The sequence below is a fragment of the Streptomyces sp. A01 genome (assembly GCF_059026195.1).
Genome location: NZ_JBWLKN010000028.1, coordinates 1 through 25,825 on the forward strand (window position 1 = coordinate 1; position 25,825 = coordinate 25,825).

At 71.6% G+C, this 25,825-nt stretch carries 15 protein-coding genes; 8 read left to right on the forward strand and 7 right to left on the reverse strand.

The genetic code is table 11. The features are described from left to right. Positions 1–93 precede the first annotated feature (93 nt). The 3 genes from AC5P1B_RS28980 (at position 94) to AC5P1B_RS28990 (ending at position 7,613) form a co-directional block, all read left to right on the forward strand. Entirely contained in the window at positions 94–1,929 is a 1,836-nt protein-coding gene (locus tag AC5P1B_RS28980) for an AMP-dependent synthetase/ligase (RefSeq protein WP_493890891.1), read from the forward strand. Between the two features lie 113 nt (positions 1,930–2,042). Then, on the forward strand, positions 2,043–3,494 hold the full coding sequence (locus AC5P1B_RS28985) for an amino acid permease (RefSeq protein ID WP_493890892.1): 1,452 nt from the start codon (positions 2,043–2,045) through the stop codon (positions 3,492–3,494). A gap of 339 nt (positions 3,495–3,833) precedes the next feature. Beyond that, positions 3,834–7,613: a glycoside hydrolase family 2 TIM barrel-domain containing protein gene (locus AC5P1B_RS28990; protein WP_493890894.1), complete on the forward strand. Its 3,780-nt coding sequence runs from the start codon at positions 3,834–3,836 to the stop codon at positions 7,611–7,613. Between the two features lie 247 nt (positions 7,614–7,860). Here AC5P1B_RS28990 and AC5P1B_RS28995 read toward each other — a convergent pair whose 3' ends face one another. Continuing rightward, on the reverse strand, positions 7,861–9,399 hold the full coding sequence (locus AC5P1B_RS28995) for a M1 family metallopeptidase (protein ID WP_493890895.1): 1,539 nt from the start codon (positions 9,397–9,399) through the stop codon (positions 7,861–7,863). 239 nt (positions 9,400–9,638) lie between these two features. On the opposite strand from AC5P1B_RS28995, the gene AC5P1B_RS29000 reads away from it, so the two are divergent. Next, complete coding sequence (locus tag AC5P1B_RS29000; protein WP_493890896.1) at positions 9,639–11,648, forward strand: Xaa-Pro dipeptidyl-peptidase; 2,010 nt, start codon at positions 9,639–9,641, stop codon at positions 11,646–11,648. A 189-nt stretch (positions 11,649–11,837) separates the two neighbouring features. Next, positions 11,838–13,526 carry a BCCT family transporter gene (locus AC5P1B_RS29005; protein WP_493890966.1) on the forward strand — a complete coding sequence of 563 codons (1,689 nt, stop codon included), beginning with the start codon at positions 11,838–11,840 and terminating at the stop codon, positions 13,524–13,526. A gap of 84 nt (positions 13,527–13,610) precedes the next feature. Here AC5P1B_RS29005 and rfbD read toward each other — a convergent pair whose 3' ends face one another. Next, positions 13,611–14,570 carry a dTDP-4-dehydrorhamnose reductase gene (rfbD, locus tag AC5P1B_RS29010; RefSeq protein ID WP_493890897.1) on the reverse strand — a complete coding sequence of 320 codons (960 nt, stop codon included), beginning with the start codon at positions 14,568–14,570 and terminating at the stop codon, positions 13,611–13,613. 892 nt (positions 14,571–15,462) lie between these two features. Here rfbD and AC5P1B_RS29015 point away from each other — a divergent pair. Further along, positions 15,463–16,179 (forward strand): alpha/beta hydrolase, encoded by a 717-nt coding sequence (locus AC5P1B_RS29015; RefSeq protein ID WP_493890899.1) that lies wholly within the window; start codon positions 15,463–15,465, stop codon positions 16,177–16,179. A 331-nt stretch (positions 16,180–16,510) separates the two neighbouring features. Here AC5P1B_RS29015 and AC5P1B_RS29020 read toward each other — a convergent pair whose 3' ends face one another. Continuing rightward, positions 16,511–17,461, reverse strand: a complete 951-nt coding sequence (locus AC5P1B_RS29020; RefSeq protein ID WP_493890900.1) for an FAD-dependent oxidoreductase — start codon at positions 17,459–17,461, stop codon at positions 16,511–16,513. Positions 17,462–17,839: 378 nt separating this feature from the next. Here AC5P1B_RS29020 and AC5P1B_RS29025 point away from each other — a divergent pair, with 378 nt between their 5' ends. Together AC5P1B_RS29025 and AC5P1B_RS29030 are read left to right on the forward strand one after the other, a co-directional pair. Continuing rightward, positions 17,840–18,454: a hypothetical protein gene (locus AC5P1B_RS29025; protein WP_493890902.1), complete on the forward strand. Its 615-nt coding sequence runs from the start codon at positions 17,840–17,842 to the stop codon at positions 18,452–18,454. A 309-nt stretch (positions 18,455–18,763) separates the two neighbouring features. Then, positions 18,764–20,500, forward strand: a complete 1,737-nt coding sequence (locus tag AC5P1B_RS29030) for an ABC-F family ATP-binding cassette domain-containing protein (RefSeq protein ID WP_493890903.1) — start codon at positions 18,764–18,766, stop codon at positions 20,498–20,500. Positions 20,501–20,854: 354 nt separating this feature from the next. Here the strand turns inward: AC5P1B_RS29030 and AC5P1B_RS29035 are convergent, their stop codons facing one another. The 4 genes from AC5P1B_RS29035 to AC5P1B_RS29050 all read right to left on the reverse strand — a co-directional run bounded on the left by AC5P1B_RS29035 (position 20,855) and on the right by AC5P1B_RS29050 (position 25,717). Further along, complete coding sequence (locus tag AC5P1B_RS29035) at positions 20,855–23,284, reverse strand: Tex family protein (RefSeq protein WP_493890904.1); 2,430 nt, start codon at positions 23,282–23,284, stop codon at positions 20,855–20,857. Between the two features lie 266 nt (positions 23,285–23,550). After that, positions 23,551–23,688 carry an LPFR motif small protein gene (locus tag AC5P1B_RS29040; protein WP_493890905.1) on the reverse strand — a complete coding sequence of 46 codons (138 nt, stop codon included), beginning with the start codon at positions 23,686–23,688 and terminating at the stop codon, positions 23,551–23,553. A 284-nt stretch (positions 23,689–23,972) separates the two neighbouring features. After that, positions 23,973–24,833, reverse strand: a complete 861-nt coding sequence (locus AC5P1B_RS29045) for an SCO6745 family protein (protein WP_493890906.1) — start codon at positions 24,831–24,833, stop codon at positions 23,973–23,975. A gap of 125 nt (positions 24,834–24,958) precedes the next feature. Next, entirely contained in the window at positions 24,959–25,717 is a 759-nt protein-coding gene (locus AC5P1B_RS29050) for an enoyl-CoA hydratase/isomerase family protein (RefSeq protein WP_493890907.1), read from the reverse strand. Positions 25,718–25,825 lie beyond the last annotated feature (108 nt).

Consider the following 25,825-nt stretch of genomic DNA (forward strand, 5'->3'; position numbering starts at 1 on the left):
CCAACTACGTTGAACAGTCGGTGAGCGACCAGCGCCGATGCCTCGCCGCATCCGTCAACTATCGCGAACGGTCACATCCGCATGGAGGCAGCCTTGACCACGACCTTGCGACGTCCGGGCGGCCCGGACGACCTCACCCTCCCCGCCCTGCTGCTGCGGAACGCCGAGGACCACGGCGATCTCAGCGCCCTCTCCTGGCGCGGCCCCGAGGACGCGTGGACCTCGCTCACCTGGTCCGAGACCCGGCACAGGATCGCCGAGCTGGCCACCGGCTTCGCCGCGCTCGGCGTCGAGCGCGGCGAACGCGTGCTCCTGATGATGGGCAACAGGCCCGAGCACTGGCTGTCCGACATGGCCCTGGTGCATCTGGGCGCGGTCCCGGTGTCGGTGTACGGGACGGCGGCGCCCGAGCAGATCGCGCACATCATCCAGCACAGCGGCGCCAGGTTCGCCGTCATCGAGGGCGACCGCGAGCTGGAGCGCTGGGAGCCGCTGCTGGCCGCGGGAGTGGGGCGGCTGGAGCGGCTGGTCGTCGTTGAGCCGCCGTCGGAGGAGCCTGCCGGGACGGCGGGGCGGGGGCACCTCCCGTACGCCTCGGTGCTCGCCGAGGGCGCCCGGCTGTACGACCCCGAGAGCCTGGACAAGCGCTGGCGGGAGGCGCGGCCGGGCGACCCGGTGACCGTCGTGTACACCTCGGGCACCACCGGCACTCCCAAGGGCGTGGTCATCACCCACCGCCAGGTGATCGCGAACGGTGCCGGAACCGACCAGGACTTCGGCATCCCCGAGCACACCGCCCACGTCTGCTACCTCCCCTTCGCGCACATCGCCGAGCGCATGCTCGGTCTCTACCTCCCCGTGCTGCGCGCCGCGCACGTCTACTTCTGCGCCGACCCGAACGACGTCGCCCGCACGGTCCGCGAGGTGCGCCCCGTGGAGTTCTTCGGGGTGCCGCGCGTGTGGGAGAAGCTCACCTCCACCGTGCGGGGCGCGCTCGCCCAGCTCCCCGAGGAGCGGCGCGCGGCGATCGACGACGCGGCGCGGACGGCGCGCGCCGTGGTGGGCTGCCGGGAGCGCGGCGAGGAGCCGTCGCCCGGGCTGGCGGCCGCGTACGCCACAGCGAAGCGGGAAGTGCTCGACCCGCTGCTGGCGATGATGGGATTCGACCGGCTGGCATGGGCGATCAGTGCCGCCGCCCCGATGCCCCAGGACGTGGTGCGGTTCTGGTGTGGATTCGGGGTGGTCATCCTCGATGTGTGGGGGATGTCGGAGACCACCGGCGTCTGCACGCTCAACCACCACGAGGGCTTCCGGCTCGGCTCCGTCGGCCGCCCGATCGAGGGCGTGGAGATCCGTACCGCCGCGGACGGGGAGATCGAGGTGCGCGGTGAGACCGTCTGCGGCTATCTGGACGAGGACGGCTCGGTGCGGCAGCTCGGTGACGCCGACGGCTGGTTCGCCACCGGCGACATCGGCCGTATCGACGAGGACGGCTTCCTCTACATCACCGACCGCAAGAAGGAACTGATCATCACCTCCACGGGCAAGAACGTCTCGCCCGCGCTCGTGGAGAACACCCTCAAGGAGCATCCGCTCATCGGGCAGGCCCTGGCGCACGGCGACGGCCGCTCGTATCTCGTCGCCCTCCTCGTGCTCGACCTGGACGCGGCCACGGCCTGGGCCGCCCGGCAGGGCATCGACGCGGACCCCGGCACGCTGGCGGACAACCCGGCCGTGCTCGCCGAGGTCGACCGCGCGGTGACAGCCGCCAACGCGCGGCTGAACCGGACAGAACAGGTCAAACGCTTCCGGCTGCTCGGCAAGGAGTGGGGACCTGAGACAGGCGAGCTGACGCCCTCGCTCAAACTGCGACGGAAAGTGATCCGGACCACATACGTGCAGGTCATCGAGGAGTTGTACGCGATGTGAGATGACCCACGGTAACTCGTGTCGCGCTTCTCGGGATGTGAGACTGCGTCGGGCCGCTCGATCAGCGGCCAGGAAAAAGCAGGACATATCCACCGAAGGCGAGAACGCAGCTCGTGAGCAAGGACGCCGTTCAGGACATCACGCCGCCGATATCCGGCAGCGAGCCACAGGACGCGGGTGACGCGGGGTACAGCAAGGACCTCAAGGCGCGCCACATCAACATGATCGCGATCGGTGGCGCCATCGGCACCGGTCTCTTCCTCGGGGCCGGTGGGCGGCTGGAGTCCGCTGGACCCGCGCTCGCGATCGCCTACGCCGTCTGCGGGCTTTTCGCCTTCTTCGTCGTGCGCGCCCTGGGTGAGCTGGTGGTGCACCGGCCGTCGTCCGGTTCGTTCGTCTCGTACGCCCGGGAATTCCTCGGCGAGAAGGGGGCGTACGTCGCGGGCTGGATGTACGTGGTGAACTGGTCGACAACCGGCATCGCGGATATCACGGCCATCGCGCTGTACACCCACTACTGGAGTCTGTTCAGCGACATCCCGCAATGGGTGATGGCGCTGATCGCGCTCGCCGTGGTGCTGTCCCTGAACCTGATCTCGGTGAAGATCTTCGGCGAGCTGGAATTCTGGTTCGCGATCGTCAAGGTCGCCGCGCTCGTCGCCTTCATGTGCATCGGCATCTTCCTCGTGGTCACCCAGCACGAGGTGGGCGGCCAGACTCCGGGCTTCGATGTCATCACCGACAACGGCGGCATCTTCCCGACCGGACTGCTGCCGGTCGTCGTGGTGCTGCAAGGTGTCGTCTTCGCGTACTCCGCTGTGGAGCTGGTCGGTGTCACCGCTGGTGAGACCGCCGAGCCGGAGAAGGTTGTGCCGCGCGCCGTCAACTCCATCATGTGGCGCGTCGGCGTGTTCTACGTCGGCTCGGTGGTGCTGCTCGCGCTGCTCATGCCGTGGGACGGCTACAGCGCCGGTGAGAGCCCGTTCGTCACCGTGCTGGGCAAGATCGGCATTCCGCACGCGGGCGACGTGATGAACCTCGTCGTCCTCACCGCCGCCATGTCCAGCCTGAACTCCGGCCTGTACTCCACCGGCCGGATTCTGCGCTCGATGGCCAAGGCCGGCTCCGCGCCCAAGTTCACCGGGCTCATGAACCGGCACCAGGTTCCGTACGGCGGCATCATGCTGACCTCGGCGGTGTGTGTGCTCGGCGTCGGGCTGAACTACGTCGTGCCTGGCAAGGCGTTCGAGATCGTGATCAACATCGCGGCGCTCGGCATCATCACCACCTGGGCGACGATCATGGTCTGCCACATCGTGTTCGTGCGCCGCGCGGAAGCGGGCCTCCTGACCCGGCCGTCCTTCCAGCTGCCGTTCTCGCCGTTCACCGAGATCGTCACCATCGGCTTCCTCCTGGGGGTCATCGCCCTCATGTGGTACGACGGCGGAGTCGGCCGCGACACCGTCATGCTGATCCCGGTCATCGTCGCGGGGCTCGTCGGGGGCTGGTTCCTGGTTCGCGGTCGGGTGGGCGAGCAGTCGCAGGCGGATGCCTTGCGGAAGTGACCGGTCGCTGACGCGTTGCTGCTGACGCGCGTCGGCTTGGTGCCCCAGTCGCCCGTGGGAACGGGGGGCTGGGGCACCTTCGTGTGTGCGGGGGCGGTGCGGTGTTCGGGAGGTGCCCCCGGTCCTCAAACGCCGGACGGGCTTGACTGGGTGGCCTCAATCGCCGGGGCGTGGTGGCCGGGCGGGGGTGATTGGGCCGCCCGGGTGGGCTTGTCCGGGTGGTTTTCCTTGCCAGGCGGGCGTAGTCGGGCGGGGGGTCTTGCTCTGCCGGGCGATGCTCAATACTGTGCGTTCTCGTTGTTCTGTGTTGCTTTTCTTCCGAATCTGTGAGGTGGATCGGTGGGTACGAAGCACGGCAGAAGGCTCCTCGGTGTGGTGCTGGCGATGGCGACCGCCGTCGGACTGGGGGTGACGGGGGCCGGTCCGGCGGCCGGGGAGCCGCCCGACGTGGGCAAGTTCCCCGCCGATGTGCACCAGTACCTCGAAGACCCCCGGATGACCGGCGAGGGCCAGGAACCCCCGCACGCCCGGCTGCGGCCGGTGAGCGAGGAGGCCCGCACGTGGGAGCGCAGCCTCGACGGCCAGTGGCGGTTCGCCCTCGCCGACCGGCCGCAGGACGCGCCGGAGGGCTTCTGGAAGGCGGACTACGACGCCTCCGGCTGGGACCGGGCGAAGGTCCCGCACACCTGGCAGACGGACGACAAGGACCACCCCCTCTTCCGTAACGTGCAGAGCGAGATGTCGCCCGACGACCCACCCAAGGTCCCCCGCGACGTCAACCCCACCGGCGCCTACGTCAGGGACGTGGAGGTGCCGCGCAGCTGGGACGGGCGACGCCAGGTCATCCGCTTCGACGGGGTGACCTCCGGCTGGTTCCTGTGGGTCAACGGGCACTACGTCGGCTACGACCAGGGGGGTTACACGCCCGCCGAGTTCGACGTCAGCGAGTATCTGCGGCCCGGAACCAACCGCGTCGCCGTCCAGGTCCACCGCTGGAGCGCGGGCTCGTATCTGGAGGACTACGACCAGTGGCGCTACGCGGGCATCTTCCGCTCCGTAGCGCTGTACTCCACGCCCAGGACGCGGATGGAGGACGCGTACGTCACCACCGACCTGGACGGCGAGTACCGGGACGCCAGGCTGCGGGCCGAGATCGATGTGCCGAGCGCCAAGGGCGGGGGCGAGGCCGGGAAGCGGGCCGAGGACAGCGGACAGTACGAGGTCACCGGCGTGCTCTACGACCCGCGCGGGCGCGAGGTGCGGCGGATGTCCGCCGACGTGGCGGACGGCAAGGCCGTGCTCGGCGCTGACATCAGCGAGCCGCGCCTGTGGTCGGACGAGACACCTGACCTCTACGCGCTGGAGCTGAGACTCCACGACCCCTCGGGGAAGACCACCCAGACCGTGCGCCAGGCGGTCGGCTTCCGTGAGGTCGAGGTCAAGGGCGAACAGCTCAAGCTCAACGGCAAGCGGATTCTCATCCGCGGCGTCAACCGTGCCGAGACCGACCCCGGCACCGGACGGCACGCCACCCGCGCCCGCATGGAGCAGGATGTACGGCTGATGAAGCGGCTGAACGTCAACGCCATCCGCACCTCGCACTACCCGTCCGACCCCTACCTCTACGAACTCGCCGACCGTGAGGGCATCCTCATCGACGACGAGATGGAGGTGGAGACCCACAGTCACGAGAACTGTCCGCACGACTGCCTCGCGGACCTGCCCGAGTGGCAGGAGGCGTTCCTCGACCGGCACCAGGCCATGGTCGAGCGCGACAAGAACCACCCCAGCGTCATCATGTGGGACACCGGCAACGAGGCGGGGCTCGGCAAGGCGCACGACACCATGGCCGCGTGGACCAAGCGGACCGACCCCACCCGGCCGCTGTACCACCAGTCCAACTCGCCCGACGGTGACGCGCCGTTCGCCGACATCGCGGGCCCCCGCTACCCGACACCGGCCTCCCTGGAACAGAAGGCCAAGACCTTCGGCAAGCCGATCGTGATGGGCGAGTACGCGCACGCCATGGGCAACAGCCTCGGCAACTTCCGCGAGTTCTGGGACGTCATGCGCGCCTACCCCAACGCCCAGGGCGGGTTCATCTGGGACTGGGCCGAGCAGAACATCCGCCGCCCCCTCATCACCACCCCCGACTCCTCCGGCAACGGCATCGCGGCAAGCCTCTCCGGCAGGCCCGAGGTCGTGGACGGCGCGCGCGGCAAGGCACTGCGGCTCTCGGGGCTCGACGACTTCGTCGAGGTCTACCGCGACCGGCGGCTCGACCTCACCGGCACCGCCGTCACCCTCGACGCCCGGGTCAGGCCCGCCGACACCTGGAGCGGTGACTTCACCATCGTCAGCAAGGGCGACCAGTACGTGCTGCGCATGAAGGACCGGGACACCCTGGAGTTCACCCTCACCAGTCAGGGCAAGCCCCGCACCGTCACCGCGAAGGTCCCGGACGGCTGGGCCGGAGCCTGGCACCGGGTCACCGGCGTCTACGACGGCAAGGCGCTGCGGCTGTACTGCGACGGCGAGCCGCTCGCCGGGACGGCGTGGTCGGGGCGGATCGACTACACCGGCTACGACGTGGGCATCGGCCGCAACACCGACACCATGGAGGACGGCTACGCGGGCCGCACCGCCAGCGGCACCGTGGACGAGGTCCGCGTCTACGGCAAGGCGCTCACCGCCCGCGCGCTCGCCGCCGACGAGGACCCCAGGCGCGAAGCCCTGCTCGCCCTTGACCTGGACGACTTCTCCCACAAGGGCGACTACCTCTCGTACGGGCTCTACGAATCCGGGGTGGACGGCCTGGTCTCCGCCGACCGGAGGCCCCAGCCGGAGACGGCGCAGCTCGCGTGGGTGCAGGCGCCTGTGCGGATCACCGACGTGAACGCCAGGTCAGGCAAGGTCAAGGTCACCAACGAGCGGGCCTTCACCGGCACCGGCGACCTCCGGCTGCGCTGGGAGGTGACCGAGGGCGCGCGGACCGTCGCAAGCGGCGGCCACCCGCTGGACGTCGCGCCAGGCGCCGACGCGGAGATCCAGCTGCCCGCGCCGCCGGACAGCCCCGGCGGCCTGGAGCGGTACCTCACCGTGCGGGCCGTCACGGTGAAGGACACCGACTGGGCCGAGGCCGGACACGTCGTGTCCTTCGGGCAGTTCGCCGTGGGTGGTGACAAGGTCCCCGGCCCCGCGCCGAAGCTGCCCGCCGACGAACCCGCCAAGGCCACGGAGCGGGCCGGGGCCGTCGTGGTGACCGGCGAGGACTTCCGCTACACCATCGACAAGAAGAAGGGCACGCTCACCTCGATGCGGGTCCGCGGCCGGGAACTGCTGCGTTCCGGCCCCGAACTCGACGCCTGGCGGGCGCCCATCAGCAACGAGCGCTCGGACTGGGGCACCGCCGAGGGAAAGCTGTGGCGCGCCGCTGGGCTCGACCGGCTGCGTACCACTGTCGAGGGGGTGGAGGTCACCGGCGACGACGGCACGGTAGCGGTCACCGTGCGCTCCACCGCCGCCGCGCCCGACGTCAGCGACGCGTCCTTCGGCCAGACGGTGACATATCGCGTCGACGGTTCGGGAGCCGTCACCGTCCGGCATCGGACCGAGTCGCGCGGCGGCATCCGCGAGTTGCCGTATCTGCCGCGCGTCGGACTCAAGTTGCGGGTCCCCGACCGGTACGACACGTTCCACTGGTACGGCAGGGGCCCGGTGGAGAACACCACCGACCGCAAGGACGGGACGCCGATGGGTGTCTGGTCGTCCTCGGTCCAAGGCCAGTACGTCGAGTATCTGAAGCCCCAGGACCACGGCAACCACGACGATGTGCGGTGGGCGGCGCTGACCGACGGCCGCACCGGCGGGCTGCTGGTCTCCGGTGACCTGGAGGCGGGCGCCAGCGCGTACGACGAACTCGACCGCGCGCCCTACCCGCACCTGCTCCGGCGCAACGCGGGCTGGCACACCCTGCACGCCGACCACGCCGTCAGCGGAGTGGGCGACACCCCCAACCCGGTCCGCGACCACTACCGGGCCAAGGCAGACCAGGCGTACGACTACACGCTGACGCTGCGGCCGGTCACGGAAGACGAGGCCGAACGGGGCCTGCGCTAGGTGTATGGACCCGCGGCGTTGTTGACGCGGTTGATCGGTGGTTTGCCTGCGAGTGCGGTGTGGCACTCCCCGCGCTGTGCCAGGGGTGCTTGCCCTGGCACAGCGCCGCCGTCGCGGCGGGAAGAGGTCTCCCGCCGCGACGGCGGCAGCGTGCGGTGGCCGGACCCGGCCGCGCGCGGCCGGGTCAGTCAGTCGCCGCCACGCCTCCGGCGTGACTCAGCGGCTGTCCGGCCCGCATTTCCCGGTGTCAGTGGTGGCCACCCGCTCCGTGGTCGTGCACGGAGTTCGTGGCCGCGATCTGCTTCCAGGACTTCGGCTTGACGGGCGCCTTGGCCTTGCCCTTCGCCACACCACGCTGCTGCGCGGCCGGGGCGATACCGGCCTGCTTCGCGGCGGGGACGGACGGCTTGGCCGTCGTGTACAGCCAGGTGTCGAACAGCTCGGCGAGCGGCTTGCCGGTGGACTTCTCGGCGAAGTGGACGAAGTCCTTCACCGACGCGGTGCCGTACTTGTTGACGGTCGGCCACTCCTTGAGGATGGTGAAGAAGTCCTCGTCGCCGACCTCGTTGCGCAGTGCTTGGAGGGCCATCGCGCCCCGGTCGTAGACGGCGATGTCGAACTGCTTGTCCGGGCCCGGGTCGCCCGGCTTGACGGTCCAGAACGCGTCGTCGGCCGGGCGCTGGTCGTAGACGTACTGCGCGAGCTCCTGCGCGGTGCCCTCGCCCTCCTTCTCCGACCAGAGCCACTGGCTGTAGCGGGCGAAGCCCTCGTTGACCCAGATGTCCTTCCAGTCCTTCAGCGAGACGCTGTCGCCGTACCACTGGTGCGCCAGCTCGTGCACCACGACGGAGACGTTGCTGCCCCGGTCGAAGGCCTTCTTGCCGTAGAACGGGCGGGTCTGGGTCTCCAGGGCGTAACCGGCCGGCACGTTCGGCACGTACCCGCCGACGGAGTTGAACGGGTAGGGCCCGAAGACCTCCTCCAGCCACTCCGTGATCTCGGTGGTGCGCTCGATGCTCGAACGCGCCGCGCCGTCGTTGGCTCCGAGGTCCTTGCTGTAGGCGTTGATGACCGGCAGCCCCGAGGCGGTGGTGTCCTTGGTGACGTCGAACTTGCCGATGGCGAGCGTGGCCAGGTACGTCGCCTGCGGCTTGTCCGAGCGCCAGCTGGTGCGGGTCCAGCCGAGCTTGGAGGTCTCCGACAGCAGCACGCCGTTGGAGATCGCCTGCGTGCCGTCCGGCACGGCGATGGAGATGTCGTACGTCGCCTTGTCCGTGGGGTGGTCGTTGCCGGGGAACCACCACGCCGAGCCCTCCGGCTCCTGCGCGATGACGCCGCCGTCGGGCGTACGGGCCCACGCGGTGAACCCGTCGATCTTGAGCTCGGAGGGCTTTCCGGCGTACCGGACGACCACGCTGATCTGCTTGCCCTTGGCCAGCGGCGTGGCGGGAGTGATCTCCAGCTCGTGCTTGCCCGAGGTGGCGAAGGCGGCCTTCTTGCCGTTCACCCGGACCTCGCTGACGGCGAGTCCGAAGTCGAGGTTGAAGCGCGACAGGTTCTGGGTGGTCTTGGCGGTCAGGGTCGCCGTGCCCTCCAGCAGGTCCGTCTTGGGCTGGTACTTCAGCCGCAGGTCGTAATGCGAGACGTCGTAACCGCCGTTGCCGTTCGCCGGGTAGTAGCTGTCGCCCACCCCCGGGGCGCCGGGCGAGGGCTGGGCTGCTGATGCCGGGATCGCCAGCAGAAGGCAGGCGGCGGCCGCACTCGGGGCGAGGAGTCTGTAACGCACGAGTCCTCCAACTCGGTCAGAGAACGATTGCCCCTGGTCGAGAAGGGCGATCGTTTGGTCTGGCTGACCCTATGTACTTCTGGTCCGCAGGGACATGACCATGGCGCCCACTGTCACATAATCGACATGCGGCGTCCGCTCAGCGCGCCTCCGTTGGCGCGAACCCGCCTCGCGCCCGGCGGGGAAACGGCCCGTCGGGCCCCTTCTGCCCGAGTGGTCCCCCGCGCTACCGTCCGCCCGTGCTGAAACCCGCGCGGGGCTCCCGCATCCAGTGGACAACGCTCATACTGGCGGCCGTCGCCGCCCTGATGGCCGCGCTTGTCACCCCGGTCGGCGCGCAGGCCGCCGACCGGCCCGGTGGCACGGTCATGGACGGCAAGAGCAGACCCGTCTACTCCTACCAGGACGCGATACGCGAATCGGTGTGGGTCGACACCAAGGTGGACAGCGACGCGGACGGCAGGACCGACCGGGTCGCCGTCGACATCGTGCGGCCCCGCGAGGCGGCGCGTAAGGGACGCGAGGTCCCCGTGATCATGGACGCGAGCCCGTACTACTCCTGCTGCGGGCGCGGTCTTGAGAGCCAGAAGAAGACATACGACGCGAACGGCAAGCCCGTCCAGTTCCCACTGTTCTACGACAACTACTTCGTCCCGCGCGGTTACGCGACCGTCCTCGTGGACCTGGCGGGGACCAACCGCTCCGACGGATGCGTCGACATCGGCGGCCAGTCAGACATCGCCTCGGCCAAGGCCGTCGTGGAGTGGCTGGGCGGCGGCGCCAGGGCGTACACCACCCGCACCGGAACCAGGAAGGCCACCGCGGGCTGGTCCAACGGGAACACCGGGATGATCGGCAAGAGTTACGACGGCACGATCGCCAACGGGGTCGCCGCCACCGGTGTGAAGGGGCTGAAGACCATCGTCCCGATCGGCGCCATCAGCTCCTGGTACGACTACTACTTCGCCAAGGGCGCCCCGCTGTACAACGGCGGACCCGACGGGCTGGCCGGTCGCGTGGAGAGCTCCGAGGCCCTGGCCAGGTGCGGCGCCGTCAAGCGCGACCTCGCCAAGGGCGCGCCCCGCACCGGGGACTGGACCCCGCTGTGGACGAAGCGCGACTACGTCCGCGACGCGTCGAAGGTCAAGGCCAGTGTCTTCGCCGTGCACGGCGGGCAGGACCTCAACGTCCGCATGAAGCACCTGGGCCAGTGGTGGGACCAGCTCGCCGACGCGGGCGTGGAGCGCAAGATCTGGCTGTCCCAGACCGGCCACGTGGACCCGTTCGACTTCCGCCGGGCCCAGTGGGTCGACACCCTGCACCGCTGGTTCGACCACACCCTCCTCGGTGTGGACAACGGCATCGAGCGCGAGCCGATGGCCGACATCGAGCGCGCCCCCGACCAGTGGTCCACCGACGCGGTGTGGCCCGCCGAGGGCACCGTGTCCACCACGCTGCGGCCGCGCGACGGCGACACGCCCGGCGTCGGTGTGCTCGGCACCGAGACGGCGAAGCCCGGCAGCACCGAGACGTTCACCGACGACCCGGCGCTGAGTGAGGCCGACTGGTCGGCGCACGTGGACGAACAGACCTCAAGCAAGGCGGGATTCACCACCCGGACCCTCGCCAAGGACCTGCGGCTGTCCGGCTCGGGCAAGGTCACCGTCACCGCGACGCCCACCACCCGCACCGCCCATCTCTCCGCCGTCCTGGTCGATCTGGGCCCCGACACCATCCGCCGCTACACCGCTGGGGGAGAAGGCATCACCAAGCTGGACACCCGCAGCTGCTGGGGCGAGAGCAGGACCGGCGACAGCGCCTGCTTCCTGGACACCAAGGCCGACACCCAGCGCGTCGACTATACCGTCTTCAGCCGTGGATGGGCCGACCTCGGCAATCACGCGGACGACCACACCGGCCGCCCGCTGACCCCGGGCAAGCCGCACACCATCACCCTCGACCTCGCGGCGAGCGACCATGTCGTCCCGGCCGGTCACCGGCTCGCGCTGATCATCGCGGGCACCGACAAGGGGCTGATCACCGCGCCAAGCAGCAAGCCCCAGCTCACCCTTGACCTCGCCGGCACCCGCGCGGACCTGCCGCTCGTCGGCGGCGCCCCCGCCCTCACGCCCGGCGACGCGACCGGGCGGGCGGCACCGGGTACGCCCCTTGCGGGCGTGCCGGAACCTGCGAAGATCGACCGTCTCCCGGCTGCGTCCGCACACAGCGAGCCGCGCCGCACACAGTGACCTGGGCGTCACTCACCGCGTGCCGGGGGCGTGGCGCCCGCCCCCGGCATGTTCGTGCCATCCCTGACAGGACTGCGATACGTGGTAAGGGGTAGCGGGCAAACAAATCTCTTGCTAGTTGCCCCTTGAAGGAAAGGTCCACGCGTGTCGGAGAACAAACAGGAACGGGGCGGACGCGGCGACCCGACGGTGGAGTCGAGCGTTCCAGGAAGCCCCCACCGGACACCGGTTCCGCAGACCGACCGGATCGTCTTCGGTGTCACAGCGGTACTCACGCTGGCGTTCGTCGTCTGGGGAGCCGTCGCCACCGACGCGCTCAAGGACGTTTCGGGCGACGTGCTGAAGGAACTCATCCACCATGGTGGATGGGCGTTCATGCTGGCCGCCTCCGGGTTCGTGGTCTTCGCGCTGTGGCTGGCGATGAGCCGCTACGGAAAGATCACCCTCGGTAAGGAGGGGGAGGAGCCGGAGTTCAAGACCGTCTCCTGGGTCGCGATGATGTTCAGCGCGGGCATGGGCATCGGGCTCATGTTCTACGGCGTCAGCGAGCCGATGTCGCACTTCCTCGACCCGCCGCCGGGCAGCGACCCGAAGAACGGCTACGAGGCCATGCAGACCTCGATGGCCACCACGCTCTTCCACTGGACCCTGCACCCGTGGGCCATCTACGCGGTCGTGGGCCTCGCCATCGCCTACAGCACCTTCCGGCGTGGCCGCAGGCAGACCATAAGCGCCGTGTTCACCCCGCTCATCGGCAAGAAGCACGCCAACGGCGCGGGCGGCCGGGTCATCGACATCCTCGCCATCTTCGCCACGCTCTTCGGCTCGGCCGCCTCGCTCGGCCTCGGCGCCGTGCAGATCGGCAGCGGCATGGAGAAGCTGGACTGGATGGATGACGCGAGCACCGGGCTGCTCGTCGCCATCATCGCGGTCCTGACGGTGGCGTTCATCGCCTCCGCCGTGTCCGGCATCGCCAAGGGCATCCAGTGGCTGTCCAACATCAACATGGTGCTGGCGCTGGCGCTGGCCCTCTTCGTGTTCGTCGCCGGCCCGACCATCGTCATCCTCGACATGCTGCCCACCTCCATGGGCGCCTACCTGGGCGACCTTCCGGAGCTGGCCGGCCGCACCGAGGCGACCGGTGGGCAGGGCGTCGCCGACTGGCTCAGCAGCTGGACCGTCTTCTACTGGGCCTGGTGGATCTCCTGGACGCCCTTCGTCGGCATGTTCATCGCCCGCATCAGCCGCGGGCGCACCATCCGCCAGTTCGTCGGCGGCGTGATCCTCGTGCCGAGCACCGTCAGCCTGCTGTGGTTCGCGGTCTTCGGCAGCTCCGCCATGAAGCTCCAGGCGGCCGACAAGCTGGGCTCCGACCCGTCCCCGGAGGGGCGGCTGTTCGAGGTGCTTGAGCAGTACCCGATCGCCACCATCACCAGCATCCTGGTCATGGTCCTGGTCGGCATCTTCTTCGTCTCCGGCGCCGACGCCGCTTCCATCGTCATGGGAACGCTTTCCCAGAAGGGCTCCTTCGAGCCCAGCAAGATCGTCGTCGTCTTCTGGGGTGTGGTGACCGGTGCGGTGGCGGCCATCATGCTGATGGTCGGCGAGGGCGGCAGCGATGTGCTCACCGGACTGCAGAACCTCACCATCCTGGTGGCCGCGCCCTTTGTGCTGGTGATGGTGGGCATGTGCGTGGCCCTCATGCGCGACCTGCGGCACGACCCGCTGATCGTGCGTGGTGAGAAGGGCGAGGAGGCCGTGGAGATGGCCGTCATCGCGGGCCACGAGAAGTACGCGGGCGACTTCGAGTTCCACATCGGCCCCGGCTCCGGGGCCACGGAGGCCGAGGACGAGCCGGCCTCCGCAGGCAAGTCGTAGCGCCCGCCGTTCGCTGGGTGAGGGCCTTCGCGCGCCGCTGTGCGCGAAGGCCCTCAGCTATGAGCGCCCCCGACCACCCGGGGTTCAGCGGGTGAGTACGCCCCCGCCGCCCCGCCCCGCGTACGCCACGGGCCGGTGACCGCCGCGCGGCCGCGGCCACCCCGGTTCGGCGCCGGGCGCGGTGACCGCCCCGAACGCCACCGCCAGCGCGTCCCGCCAGTGCCGGGGCGGCGTCAGCCCCGCCTCGGCCCACCGGTCGTGCCCGAGCACGCTCCACGCGGGGCGCTGCGCGGGCCGGTTGAGCTGGGCGCCGTCCACGGGTAGTACCCGGTCCGGGTCGGCCCCGGCGAGCCGGAAGACCTCGCGCGCCAGGTCGTACCAGGTGGTCCGCCCTCCGGCGGTGGCATGGAAGATGCCGGCCGCCTGCGAAGCGGGCAGCCGCCCGAGCGCGAGGAGCCGCCCGGCGACATCCCGGGCCCAGGTGGGCTGGCCGTGCTGGTCGTGGACGACGGCGACGGTGCCGTCCTCGGTGGCGGTGGCCCGATCGGCCAGGGAACGGATGAAGTTGCGTCCGTACGCCCCGTACAGCCAGGCCGTACGGACGACGGTTCCGGTGCGCGGCAGCTCTTCGAGTACGGCGCGCTCCCCGGCCAGCCGGGTGCGGCCGTACGCGGTGCACGGCTGCGGCCGGGCGGTCTCGTCGTACGGAACCGCGGCCTTGCCGGGGAAGACGTAGTCGGAGGAGACGTGCAGCAGGCGGGCGCCCGACGCCGCGCAGGCGCGGGCCAGGCCGCGCACCGCTTGGCCGTTGACCCGCAGCGCCTCGCGCTCGTGCGACTCGGCGCCGTCCACGTCCGTCCACGCGGCGCAGTTGACGACGACGGCGGGGCGCGTACGGCGCACGGCGCGCGCCACCGCCTCGGTGTCCGTCAGGTCGAGGTCCGCGCGGGTCAGCGGCAGCGCGGGAACGGACGCCGCGGCCAGCCGTGCGCACAGTTCCCGGCCGAGCGTGCCGCCCGCCCCGGTGATCAGCCAGCCGTTCACCGGGCCACACTCCGCTGCCACCGGTCGCCGCCGCGGCGACGGTCGTCATCGGAAGGCCGCGGTCTGGTCTGGCGGCCCGGCAGGGCACGGGCGCCGGGGACGGCCGGTCCTGTGCCGGGGCCCTGCGGGTCGTGTGGGGAGCGGACGGAGCGGGAGCCGGTCAGAGCGGTCCCACCTGCGACGAGATTTCTCATGGCGATTCCGGGGGTCGGGGGCGGTTGAGGAAGCGGAAGCGCGGGTCCGGCCGGGAAGCCACGCGGGGACGGAGAGAGCCCAGGACGGCTTCCCGGGCCGGACCCGGGGGGCCGACGGGGCCACAGGACGCGGCCTGACCGGGGCCGAGTCACGTCGCGCCGCCATCCGTTGCCGGTGTGCGGCGCCGGATTGCCGCCGGGCGCGGCGGCGCGGCCGCCCCCGGGCCGGGACATCGCGGCTTGGGGCCGTTCTCCGCTCCGCAAAGGGAACGAAGGAGGGTCGCGGCCATGCGGCGGGGAAGGAGACGGCACGCGGCGCTGAGCCTGCGTTTCCGGCCGGACGTTGTTGTTGCGCTGCGGGACACGTGGTTAGCTTAGGCTTACCTAAGTAGAGGTCGCCACGATCTCCGTGTGACCTCACCCACAATCGCTTCGTATGTGCCCACACATCACCAGTTCCCCTCATTTCCCGATAAGCCCCCAGGTCCTGACGGCTCATGAGGCAGAAACGCAGGTTGCCGATGCGTGTCCCGTTCACCGGCCCGCCCTTCCGCGAGCCGCTTCCCCCAGGGGTGCCGGCGGCTCCGGCACCCGGCACGAACCCACGTCGTACGGTGGCCGACCCGGCCGCGCCCGCCACGGCGCGGAACGTCGGCGCTCTGGTTCCGGTGGCGCCCGGCGGCGTACCACGAGGCACGGTGCGGCGACACCGGCTGGGCAGCGGCGCGCTCGCCGCCGAGCGGGACGTCTGGGTCTACGAACCGCCGGGCCCGCAGCCCGACGAGGCCGACGTCCTCGTGCTACTCGACGGTGACGTGTGGTTCGGGCGGCTCGCCTTCGGTGCCGTGCTCGACCGGATGATCGCGGTCGGAGCGCTGCCGCCCCTGATGGTGCTGGCACCGGACGCGGCCGACCAGCCCACCAGGGCCAGGGAATTCGGTGGCAGGGACGCGTATGTGAACTTCCTGGCGGCCGAGTTGCTGCCGCGCGCGGCCGCCTGCTGGCCGGTGACGTACGACCCGGCCCGTACCGTCGTCGCCGGTCAGGGACTCGGCGGAGTCACCGCGCTGTACGCGGGGTTCGCCGCGCCGATGCGCTTCGGGAACGTGCTGGCCCAGTCGCCGTCCCTCGGATGGCGGCCGGACGGCGAACCCGAACAGGACCAGGAGCCATGGATCACCCGTCGGTTCACCGACAGCGCCCCGCGAGAACTGCGCATCCACCTCCAAGCAGGACTGCGCGAGCGGGGCGTGCTCGAACAAACCCGGGGCCTGCGCGACGCGCTACGCGCCCGCGACTACCCCGTCACCTGCACCGAGTTCAACGACGACCGCGACCACGACCACAACCAACCCCACGGGGCCGACGGCCTCGCTGACGGCCTCATCACCCTGCTGGGCCGCGGCACGCGCTGACGACCCACCCTCCGTGCCGTGCGACGTCTGACCTGTCCTCTGAACCTCGCACACGACCGCCCACCGGCGATGCCCATTCCCCCCAGGGGACCCACCGGCCCGCTCGCCTCTGGTGCCGGTCCCGCCCTCGTGCTCCCCGCGAGTCCTGGCGGTCTCCAAGGCCCTGGCCGCCGGCGCCTCGCGGGGAGCGCTCAGCTCGCGGCGCTTTCTGCGCTGTCTGTGCTGTCTGGTGGTGGTCGCTGGTGGCCGTCGCCGGTGGCGGGGCGTCGAACGGGCCGCGCCCCCGCCGCCGCTGGCTGGACACCGCCGTCGGGGCGCCGTCGCCCCGGTGTCAGGCCGCCAGCGCGGCCACTTCCGCGGCGCAGCCCCAGGCGACGGTGATACCGGCCCCGCCGTGTCCGTAGTTGTGCACGCAGCGGGCTCCGCCCGGCAGGACGGCCCGCTCAAGCCGGACGCGGGAGCGCGCGGGCCGCAGCCCGACGCGGTGCTTGATGACGCGCGCCGTGGCGAGGGCGGGGTGGACCCGCGCGCAGCGCCGTACGATCGCCTCGGCCGTCGCCGGGTCGGGGACCAGGCTCCACTCGTCCGCTCGCGCCGTGCCGCCGAGCACCACACCGTACGGCTGCGGCAGCACGTACAGCGTGTCCGTGGACAGGGGGTCGGCGGCCACCAGCCACTGGTCGATGCCGGGGTTCTCCACGATCACCAACTGTCCCTGCACCGGGTGCACCCCGGGATCGGGCACCAGCTCCCGCGCGCCCAGTCCGGTGCAGTTCACCACCAGGGGCGCCGCCCGTCCTGCCTCGTCCAGCGATCTGACGGCGCGCGTGTCGACGGTGCCGCCGGCGGCCGCCAGCCGCTGCCGCAGATACCGCAGATGCGTGGGCATGTCGATCAGCGGCGTACGCGCCCGCAGCCCCGTACCGAACCCGGCAGGCAGCTCATCCGCCGTGGCCGCCCGCAACCCCGGCAGCTCGTCGGCCCACGCGCCCAAGGCGCCGCGCTCGACGCCCGCTTGTGTTCCCTCGGCCATCCGCACTCCGGTCACGGCCGGGTCGTCGGCGAGCGCGGCCAGCGCCTGGAAGGAGTGCGTCGCCCAGCGGCCCACGTCATCCACTGGCTCGATGCGGTACGGCCACCACAGGCCACCGGCGACCGCCGAGGTCGTCTCCGCTGCCGCGTCCCGGCTCCACACCGCCACCCGCCGCCCACCCTCGGCCAGCGTGACGGCACACGTCAGACCTGTCACTCCCGCGCCCACAACGATCACATCGCGCCCCATGCGGGGACGCTATCCGCTCACCGGCCCACCGCACGAGCCCTCCGGAGGCCCGTCCGGAAGACCTGCCCGTACGCACTGTCCGGGGCCCGTCCGTCACGCGCCGGTGCGCGCCCGGCTTCGTATGCCGTATGCGCCGCACCCACGTGCCGTACGCCGGTGCCGCGTCCGCCCCGTATCGCGGGGCCGGTGCCGCGTACCGGCGTCCGCTCCGGCGCGCTCACCTCATCTCACCACGTACGTCCCCAGCCCCGACCACGCCTCCATCCGAGGACATGTCGGCGGCGGCCGACCGTCGGGGAAGCGCCCCAGGCACGTGCCGTCCTACGCGAATGTGCCCGGCCGGGCACGGAACGGGTCGCGAGTGGGAATACTCCGGAGATGACCCCGAAGTACGCGACATTCGGGCTGGCGCCGGCGACGCGCGTCGGCGAGGCGCCGTCCGGCGGCGAATACCGCTCGCAGCGCGAGTTCCTCGACTTCACCATCGACGGCAGACCCCTGCTGCTGCGGCTCGCCGAGCCCGACGCGGTATCACCGCTCGCCGCCGACCTCGGCCCGTCCATCCGCACCGCGCGGGGACGCCGACTGCTGCTGGACAGCGACGCACCGCTGGCGGGGAACCGGTACGTCATCTACGGATGCCCGGAGTGTGAGGGGCTGGACTGCGGGGTGGTCACCGCCGTGATCGAGCGGGACGGCGCCGACGTCATCTGGCGCGACTTCGCCTGGCAGACCAGCGAGGTGCCCGATCTGCGGCTCAACGGCTACCCGGGCGTCGGCCCGTTCCGCTTCCGCGGCGCGGAGTACCGGGCGGCCCTCGCACGGCTCCCGGCCGACGACGAGGCGGCCGCGCCACCGCGCCGGGGGCTGCGGGTGCTGCCCTTTGTGCGGCGTGTCGACGCCCTCAGCAAGCTGGCCGCCGCGCTGCGCGGCATCGGAGCACGTTCACCCGGCGGGTCCGGCCGTACGGGCCGGAGAGACGCCACCGGATGACGCAGCCGCCAGGCGCAGAGCCCTAAGGGGCCCCAGGCCGCCGGCACCAGAGGATGCAGGTGTGCCCCGCCGGGGGCGCGGGGAACTGCGCGCCCAGCCACGACGCACCCGCGGTCGGCGACGCACGGCCAGAGCCCCTCCCAGCACGATCCGCCGACCACAGCCGAGAGGAGTGCCGAGCCCCAGGAGCGCGGAGCTCTGGGCGCCGAGCCCCAGGCGTGCCGACCGTCCCCCGTCGCGTCCGGCCCCCTCACCCGCGCGAAAACCGCGAGACATCAGGCAGCGGCTCGGCGTTAGGATCTCCTTCTGATGACTGCCAATCTCGTCGCAAAAAACCTCGCCGCAGGTCACGGAGACCGCACGCTCTTCTCGGGTCTCGATCTGGTCGTCGGGCCGGGGGACACCATCGGGCTCGTCGGAGCCAACGGGGCGGGCAAATCGACACTGCTGCGCATCCTCGCGGGCCTCGCCGTCCCGGAGGAGGGCACCGTCAGCCTCAGCCCGCCGCACGCGACCATCGGCCATCTGCCGCAGGAACACGAGCGGCGCACCAGCGGCGGCTCGCATCCGGAGACCGGCGCCGAGACCGTACGGGACTTCCTGGCCCGCCGCACCGGTGTCACCCAGGCACAGGCCGCCCTCGACTCCGCCACCGAGGCGCTGGTGGCCGAACGGCCCGGCGCCGACGACACGTACTCCGTCGCACTGGAGCGGTGGCTCGCACTCGGCGCCGCCGACCTGGAGGAGCGCGCCGAGGAGGTCACTGCCTCGCTGGGGCTCACGGTCGGCCTCGACCGGCCGATGACCGCGCTCTCCGGTGGCCAGGCGGCGCGAGCCGGGCTGGCCTCCCTGCTGCTGAGCCGGTACGACATCTTCCTGCTCGACGAGCCGACCAACGACCTGGACCTCGACGGACTGGCGCGGCTGGAGAACTTCGTCAGCGGGCTGCGCGCCGGGACCGTCCTGGTCAGCCACGACCGCGAGTTCCTGGCCCGCACGGTCGACAAGGTCCTCGAACTCGACGTGACCCAGCAGCAGGTGCGTCTCTTCGGCGGCGGTTACTCGGCGTATCTGGAGGAGCGCGAGACCGCGCGGAGGCACGCCAGGGAGCGGTACGAGGAGTACGCGGACACCCGCGCGTCCCTGGAGTCACGGGCCCGCACCCAGCGCAACTGGATGGAGAAGGGCGTCAGGAACGCCCGCCGCAAGGCGCCGGACAACGACAAGATCGGCCGCAACGCACGCGTCGAGGCCACCGAGAAGCAAGCGGCGAAGGCGCGCCAGACCGACAAGATGATCGAACGCCTTGAGACCGTCGAGGAGCCCCGTAAGGAGTGGGAGCTCCAGATGGAGATCGCCGCCGCGCCGCGCTCCGGCGCGGTCGTGGCGACGCTGCGCGGCGCGGAAGTGCGGCGCGGCACCTTCCATTTCGGGCCGGTGGAGCTCCAGATCGACTGGGCGGACCGGGTGGCCATCGTCGGGGCCAACGGCTCAGGGAAGTCCACACTGCTGGCCGCCCTCCTGGGCCGCCTGCCGCTGGACTCGGGGCACGCCGCGCTCGGCCCCGGTGTGGTCGTCGGCGAGGTGGACCAGGCCCGCGCGCAGCTGTTCAGCGAGGAGGCCGACGCCGCGCGGGAGGACGCCGTTGTCCGGTCCGGCGCGCGCGGGGGTGCGGCCGGCGCCGGGGGTGTGTCCCTGCTCGACGCGTTCGGAGCCATCGCCTCAGAGCTGGAACCGGCCGAGGTCCGTACCCTGCTGGCCAAGTTCGGGCTGACGGCCGCCCATGTGCTGCGGCCCGCCCACACGCTGTCCCCGGGCGAACGCACCCGGGCCGCGCTCGCCCTCCTGCAGGCCCGGGGCGTCAATCTGCTCGTCCTCGACGAGCCGACGAACCACCTCGACCTCCCGGCCATCGAGCAGCTGGAGTCCGCGCTCGCCTCGTACAACGGCACACTGCTGCTCGTCACGCACGACCGGCGGATGCTCGACGCCGTGCACACCACGCGCCGCATCGAGGTCGCCGAAGGCCGCGTCAAGGAAAGCTGACCCGGACCCGGACCCGGACCCGGCGCAGGCCGCAAGCCCGGCACAGCGAGTCGCCAGTGCTCACTGGCCGAGCAGGTCACCAGCACGGCAGGGCAGCGCGCTGCTCGGTAGGGCGGGCAGCGCTGCCCAGTGCGGACCCGCGCCCACCACCGAGCGAGCGGCCACGACCCCGGCCGGAGGCCGCCGCCCGGCGGCGGCCGGTTGGCTCCCCGGTCTCCGCCGGGAAGCGAACCGCCCGGTCGCCGCCGGGGAGCCAACCATCCAGTCTCCGCCGGGAGACGGACCGCCCGCCCTCCGCGGTGAGACGGGCCGCCCGCCGCGCCTCGCCACCCGCCCGCCGCGGGCGGTCGTCGCTCAGCCCCGCTTGGGGTCGACCAGGCCCGCCCGGCGCAGCGCGTCGGCCATCGCGCCGCTCGCCGGAGCCGCTTCGCGACGGGCGCCGCCCCCGCCCGCGCCGGAGCGGGCTCCTCCACCGCCTCCCGTACGCGCGCCCTGGCCACCGCCCGAGCCGCCCTGCCGCTGCTGCGGCGTCGCGCGACGGGCGCCGCCGCGCTCGGCCCGGTCCCGGCCGCCGCGCTCCTGGCCGCCGCCGGAGGAAGCCGACGCTGTGGCCTCGTCGTCCAGCCGCAGGGTCAGCGCGATCCGCTTGCGCGGGATGTCCACGTCGAGCACCTTGACCCGCACGATGTCACCCGGCTTCACCACGTCGCGCGGGTCCTTCACGAACGTCTTCGACATCGCCGAGACGTGCACCAGGCCGTCCTGATGCACGCCGACGTCGATGAACGCCCCGAAGGCGGCCACATTGGTGACGACGCCCTCAAGCAGCATCCCCGGCGCGAGGTCGCCGATCTTCTCGACGCCCTCCTTGAAGGTGGCCGTCTTGAAGGCGGGCCTCGGGTCGCGGCCGGGCTTCTCCAGCTCCTTGATGATGTCGGTGACCGTCGGCAGACCGAAGGACGCGTCCACGAACTGCGCCGGGTCGAGGCGGCGCAGCACCGCCGTGTTGCCGATCAGCGAACCGACCTCGCTGCCCGCCGACTTCACCATGCGGCGCACCACCGGATACGCCTCCGGGTGCACGCTGGAGGCGTCCAGCGGGTCGTCACCGCCACGGATGCGCAGGAAGCCCGCGCACTGCTCGTACGCCTTCGGGCCGAGCCTGGCCACGTCCTTGAGGGCCTTACGGCCACGGAACGGACCGTTCGCGTCGCGGTGCGCCACGATGTTCTCGGCGAGGCCCGCGCTGATGCCCGACACCCGGCCCAGCAGGGGAGCGGAGGCGGTGTTGACGTCGACTCCCACGCCGTTCACACAGTCCTCCACGACCGTGTCGAGCGAGCGCGAGAGCTTCACCTCGGACAGGTCGTGCTGGTACTGGCCGACGCCGATCGACTTCGGGTCGATCTTGACCAGCTCGGCGAGCGGGTCCTGGAGCCGCCGCGCGATCGACACGGCGCCGCGCAGGGAGACATCGAGGCCGGGCAGCTCCTGCGAGGCGAAAGCGGACGCCGAGTACACCGAGGCGCCCGCCTCCGACACCATCACCTTCGTCAGCTTCAGATCGGGATGCTTCTCGCACAGCTCCGCCGCGAGCCTGTCCGTCTCGCGGGACGCCGTGCCGTTGCCGATCGCGATCAGCTCGACACGGTGCTCCCGCGCCAGCCGGGCGAGGGCGGCCAGCGACGCCTCCCACTTCTGCTGCGGAACATGCGGATAGATCGTCTCCGTCGCCGCGACCTTGCCGGTCGCGTCCACGACGGCCACCTTCACGCCCGTACGGAAGCCGGGGTCAAGGCCCATCGTGGCGCGCGTGCCCGCCGGGGCGGCCAGCAGCAGATCGCGCAGATTGGCCGCGAACACCCGCACCGCCTCGTCCTCTGCGGCCTGCCGCAGGCGCAGCCGCAGATCAATGCCGAGGTGCACGAGGACCCGGGTGCGCCACGCCCAGCGAACCGTGTCGGCCAGCCAGGCGTCACCGGGACGGCCGCGGCCTGAGATCCCGAAGCGCCGCGCGATGGCCTGCTCGTACGCGCTGGGGCCCGCCTCCTGAGAGGGCTCCTCCGGCTCCAGCGTGAGGTCGAGGATCTCCTCCTTCTCCGCACGGAACATCGCCAGCACCCGGTGCGAGGGCAGCTCGGTGAACCGCTCGGCGAAGTCGAAGTAGTCGGCGAACTTCGCGCCCGCCTCCTCCTTGCCCTCCCTGACCTTCGCCGCCAGCCGCCCGCGCGTCCACATCCGCTCGCGCAACTCGCCGATCAGGTCCGCGTCCTCACCGAACCGCTCGGTGAGGATCGACCGCGCGCCGTCCAGCGCCGCGGCCTCGTCGGCGACGCCGCGCTCCGCGTCCACGAAGGCGGCGGCAGCGGCGCGCGGCTCCACCGACGGGTCGGCCAGCAGCCCGTCGGCGAGCGGCTCAAGACCGGCCTCCCGAGCGATCTGGGCCTTGGTGCGCCGTTTGGGCTTGAACGGCAGGTAGACGTCCTCCAGCCGCGCCTTGGAGTCGGCGGCGAGAATCCGCGCCTCCACGGCCTCGTCGAGCTTGCCCTGCGAGCGCACGGATTCGAGGATCGCGGCTCGCCGCTCCTCCAGCTCCCGCAGATAGCGCAGCCGCTCTTCGAGCGCGCGCAGCTGCGCGTCGTCGAGCATCTCGGTCGCTTCCTTGCGGTAGCGCGCGATGAACGGCACGGTCGAACCGCCGTCGAGCAGCTCGACGGCTGACTTCACCTGTCGTTCCCGTACGCCGAGTTCTTCGGCGATCCGGCCTTCGATGGACGTCGTCACGATCACGCTCCGCTTTCTGTCTGAACCGCGACCTGCATTGTGGCAGGTGCCTGCGACAGAGCCGCGGCTGCCGACCCGCCCGCGCGGGTCGGACCCGACGGGGCGGGCCGGGCGGGGCGCGGGGAGCCGCCGCGACCGGCGGGGGCAGCGGGAGGCCGGGGCCGGAGCGTGGCCGGGGAGAAGGCCGCACGCCGGGCGTCAAGAAGCCGCCGTCCGTACCGCTGAAGCGGTACGGACGGCGGCGGTTCAGGCAGCGGGGCGCGCGGTCACACCCTGCGGCGACGGGGGCCGGTCCCGCGTGAGGCTCCGCCGAAGAGCCGCGCGAGGACGCGGAACGGGAGCGTTACCACCGCGGCGAGTGTGCCGCCGATGGAGCGCAGGACATCTGCGATGGCACGGAACACGGAATCCTCCTTGTCGGGCCGCAGCCGCTCACGAGCTGAGGCCACCGGATGGCTTGTGTCACCGGGTAGCCCGAGCCGCCCCGAGTAAACCGCTACCAGCGCGTTCGTGAACCCGACACTCGGCAGCGGGACTCGGCGCTCCGCGCCCGTCCCCCTGCCCGCGTCGCCGTCCCGCCCTGCGCGTGAACCGGCCCCGGGCGCTCGCTTGGCCTCAGCGGGCGGCGGGCGGCGAGTAGCCAGTGGCGTGCCGTGTCGGCGACCGGCGGGCTGGTCAGTCCTTCCGGTCAGCCCTTGCCGGTGAGGTCCGCCGGGAACGCGCCCGCCGTCAGGGCGGCGGTCACGAAGACGGTGGCCAGTTCGGTCAGCCGCGCCACGCCCTCGGCACCGAGGTGGTCGTACGGTGCCCGGTCCAGCCGGTCCGTCTCGTTCTCCAGCTCCTTGCGCAGCTCGGTGCCGTTCGGCGTCAACTCACCCTCGGCGTTGAGCAGACCGCGCGCCCGCAGCCGGTCCTCGGCGGCCGCCCACTCCTCGACGGTCCAGCCGCGGGTCGTGCGGGCCCACTTCGGCGACGGCCCGTGACTACTGGCCGTGTGGCTGACGAGCGCCTCGACACCGTCGAGTTCAGCTCCCATCAGCAGCGTCAGATGGCCGTCACCGCGGTGCTCGCGCAGCAGCGTGGCGGCGTGCCAGAACGCCAGGTGCGGCGCCTCCGGCACCGGGAGGTCGGCGTGCGCGGCGTACAGCGGGCGTGCGGCGCGTGAGCAGGCTTCGGCGGCGCGCAGCCCGAGTTCGGCGGCCTCGGCCATCTCCTTCGAGGCGATGACTTCCTCGCCGAGCAGCCGCCGCAGCGTGGCGTCCGCGGCGGCGAGCCGGGCGTCGATAGCGGCCTGCGGCGAGAGCGCGTCCCACACCGCGGGGACATGCTCGGCGACGACGTCGTGCTTGAAGTTGTAGAACGTCGCCGTGACCGTGCCCGCGCCGACGCGGCCGAGCGGGGCGGCGCGCCCGGCGAAGTAGGCGGCGCCGCCCACGGCACCGGCGAGAGCCAGCTTCTCGGTGTACTCCGGGGCGAAGTAGACGCAGGAGTGGAGGGGGTTGAGAACGTTGTGGCAGCGCCGTCCGGCGCGCTCGGGCAGTGACGTCATGCTCCGCACGCTACTCGTAAGTAGAAGCCGCTGGAAGGTGGGTGCGGACGGCTGATCCGGTGCCCGTACGGCGCCCGGCGCCGTCTCCCTGCCGCAGTGCGGGAGGGCGGGGGCCGCCGCCTTCCTCAGGCGTGCGGCAGCGTCCACCGGAAGTGCGGGGCCCGGCGTTCGAGGAAGGCGGTGACGCCCTCCGGAGTGTCGTCGCTGGTCCTCGCCTGCTCCGCCCAGTACGCGATCCGCGTGCGATCGGCGGGCCGTGCCACGAACTCCTTCGCCGCGGCCTGCGTCAGCTGTGACCTGGACGCCAGGACGCGTGAGAAGCCGGCCACACGCTCGTCGAACTCCTCCGGCGCCAGCACTTCGTCCACGAGGCCGGTCAGGAACGCCCGCTCGGCGTTGATCAGCTCGGCGGAGAAGAGCAGATACTTCGCGGAGGCCGGGCCGACCAGGCTCACCAGCCGTTCCGTCGACGAGGCCGGGTAGACGATGCCGAGCTTCGCCGGGGTGATGCCGAACGCGCTGTCGTCCGTGGCGAACCGCAGGTCGCAGGCGGCGGCGAGCTGGCAGCCTCCGCCGACGCAGAAGCCGCGGATGGCGGCGAGGGTGGGCTTCGGGAAGGCGGCCAGCGCCTCCTCGGCGCGCACCGCCAGCCCCTGCGACTCCTCACCCCGGTCGATCAGGGAGCCGATGTCGGCGCCCGCGCAGAAGGTGTCGCCATCACCGGTCAGAACCAGGGCCCGTACGTTGCTGTCGATGGTGAGCTTGTCGAGCAGCGGGGGCAGCTCGCGCCACATCTCGTACGTCATCGCGTTGCGCTTGGCAGGGTTGTGGATCATGACGGTCGCGATGCCGTCGGCGACCGAGTACAGCAGGCAAGGCTCCATGTACGGATCGTATCGGCGGTTACCCGTGCGTACGGATGTGATCTCGCTCGCGTGATCCCCGACCGGGTCGCCCATCACGCAGAGTGAGACTCTCACATATGGCGAAAG

Coding starts and splice junctions, on each gene's coding strand:
- AC5P1B_RS29050 (WP_493890907.1), bottom strand. CDS start 25,717: ATGGAGCCTTGCCTGCTGTACTCGGTCGCCGACGGCATCGCGACCGTC.
- AC5P1B_RS29030 (WP_493890903.1), top strand. CDS start 18,764: ATGACTGCCAATCTCGTCGCAAAAAACCTCGCCGCAGGTCACGGAGAC.
- AC5P1B_RS29025 (WP_493890902.1), top strand. CDS start 17,840: ATGACCCCGAAGTACGCGACATTCGGGCTGGCGCCGGCGACGCGCGTC.
- AC5P1B_RS29045 (WP_493890906.1), bottom strand. CDS start 24,833: ATGACGTCACTGCCCGAGCGCGCCGGACGGCGCTGCCACAACGTTCTC.
- AC5P1B_RS29020 (WP_493890900.1), bottom strand. CDS start 17,461: ATGGGGCGCGATGTGATCGTTGTGGGCGCGGGAGTGACAGGTCTGACG.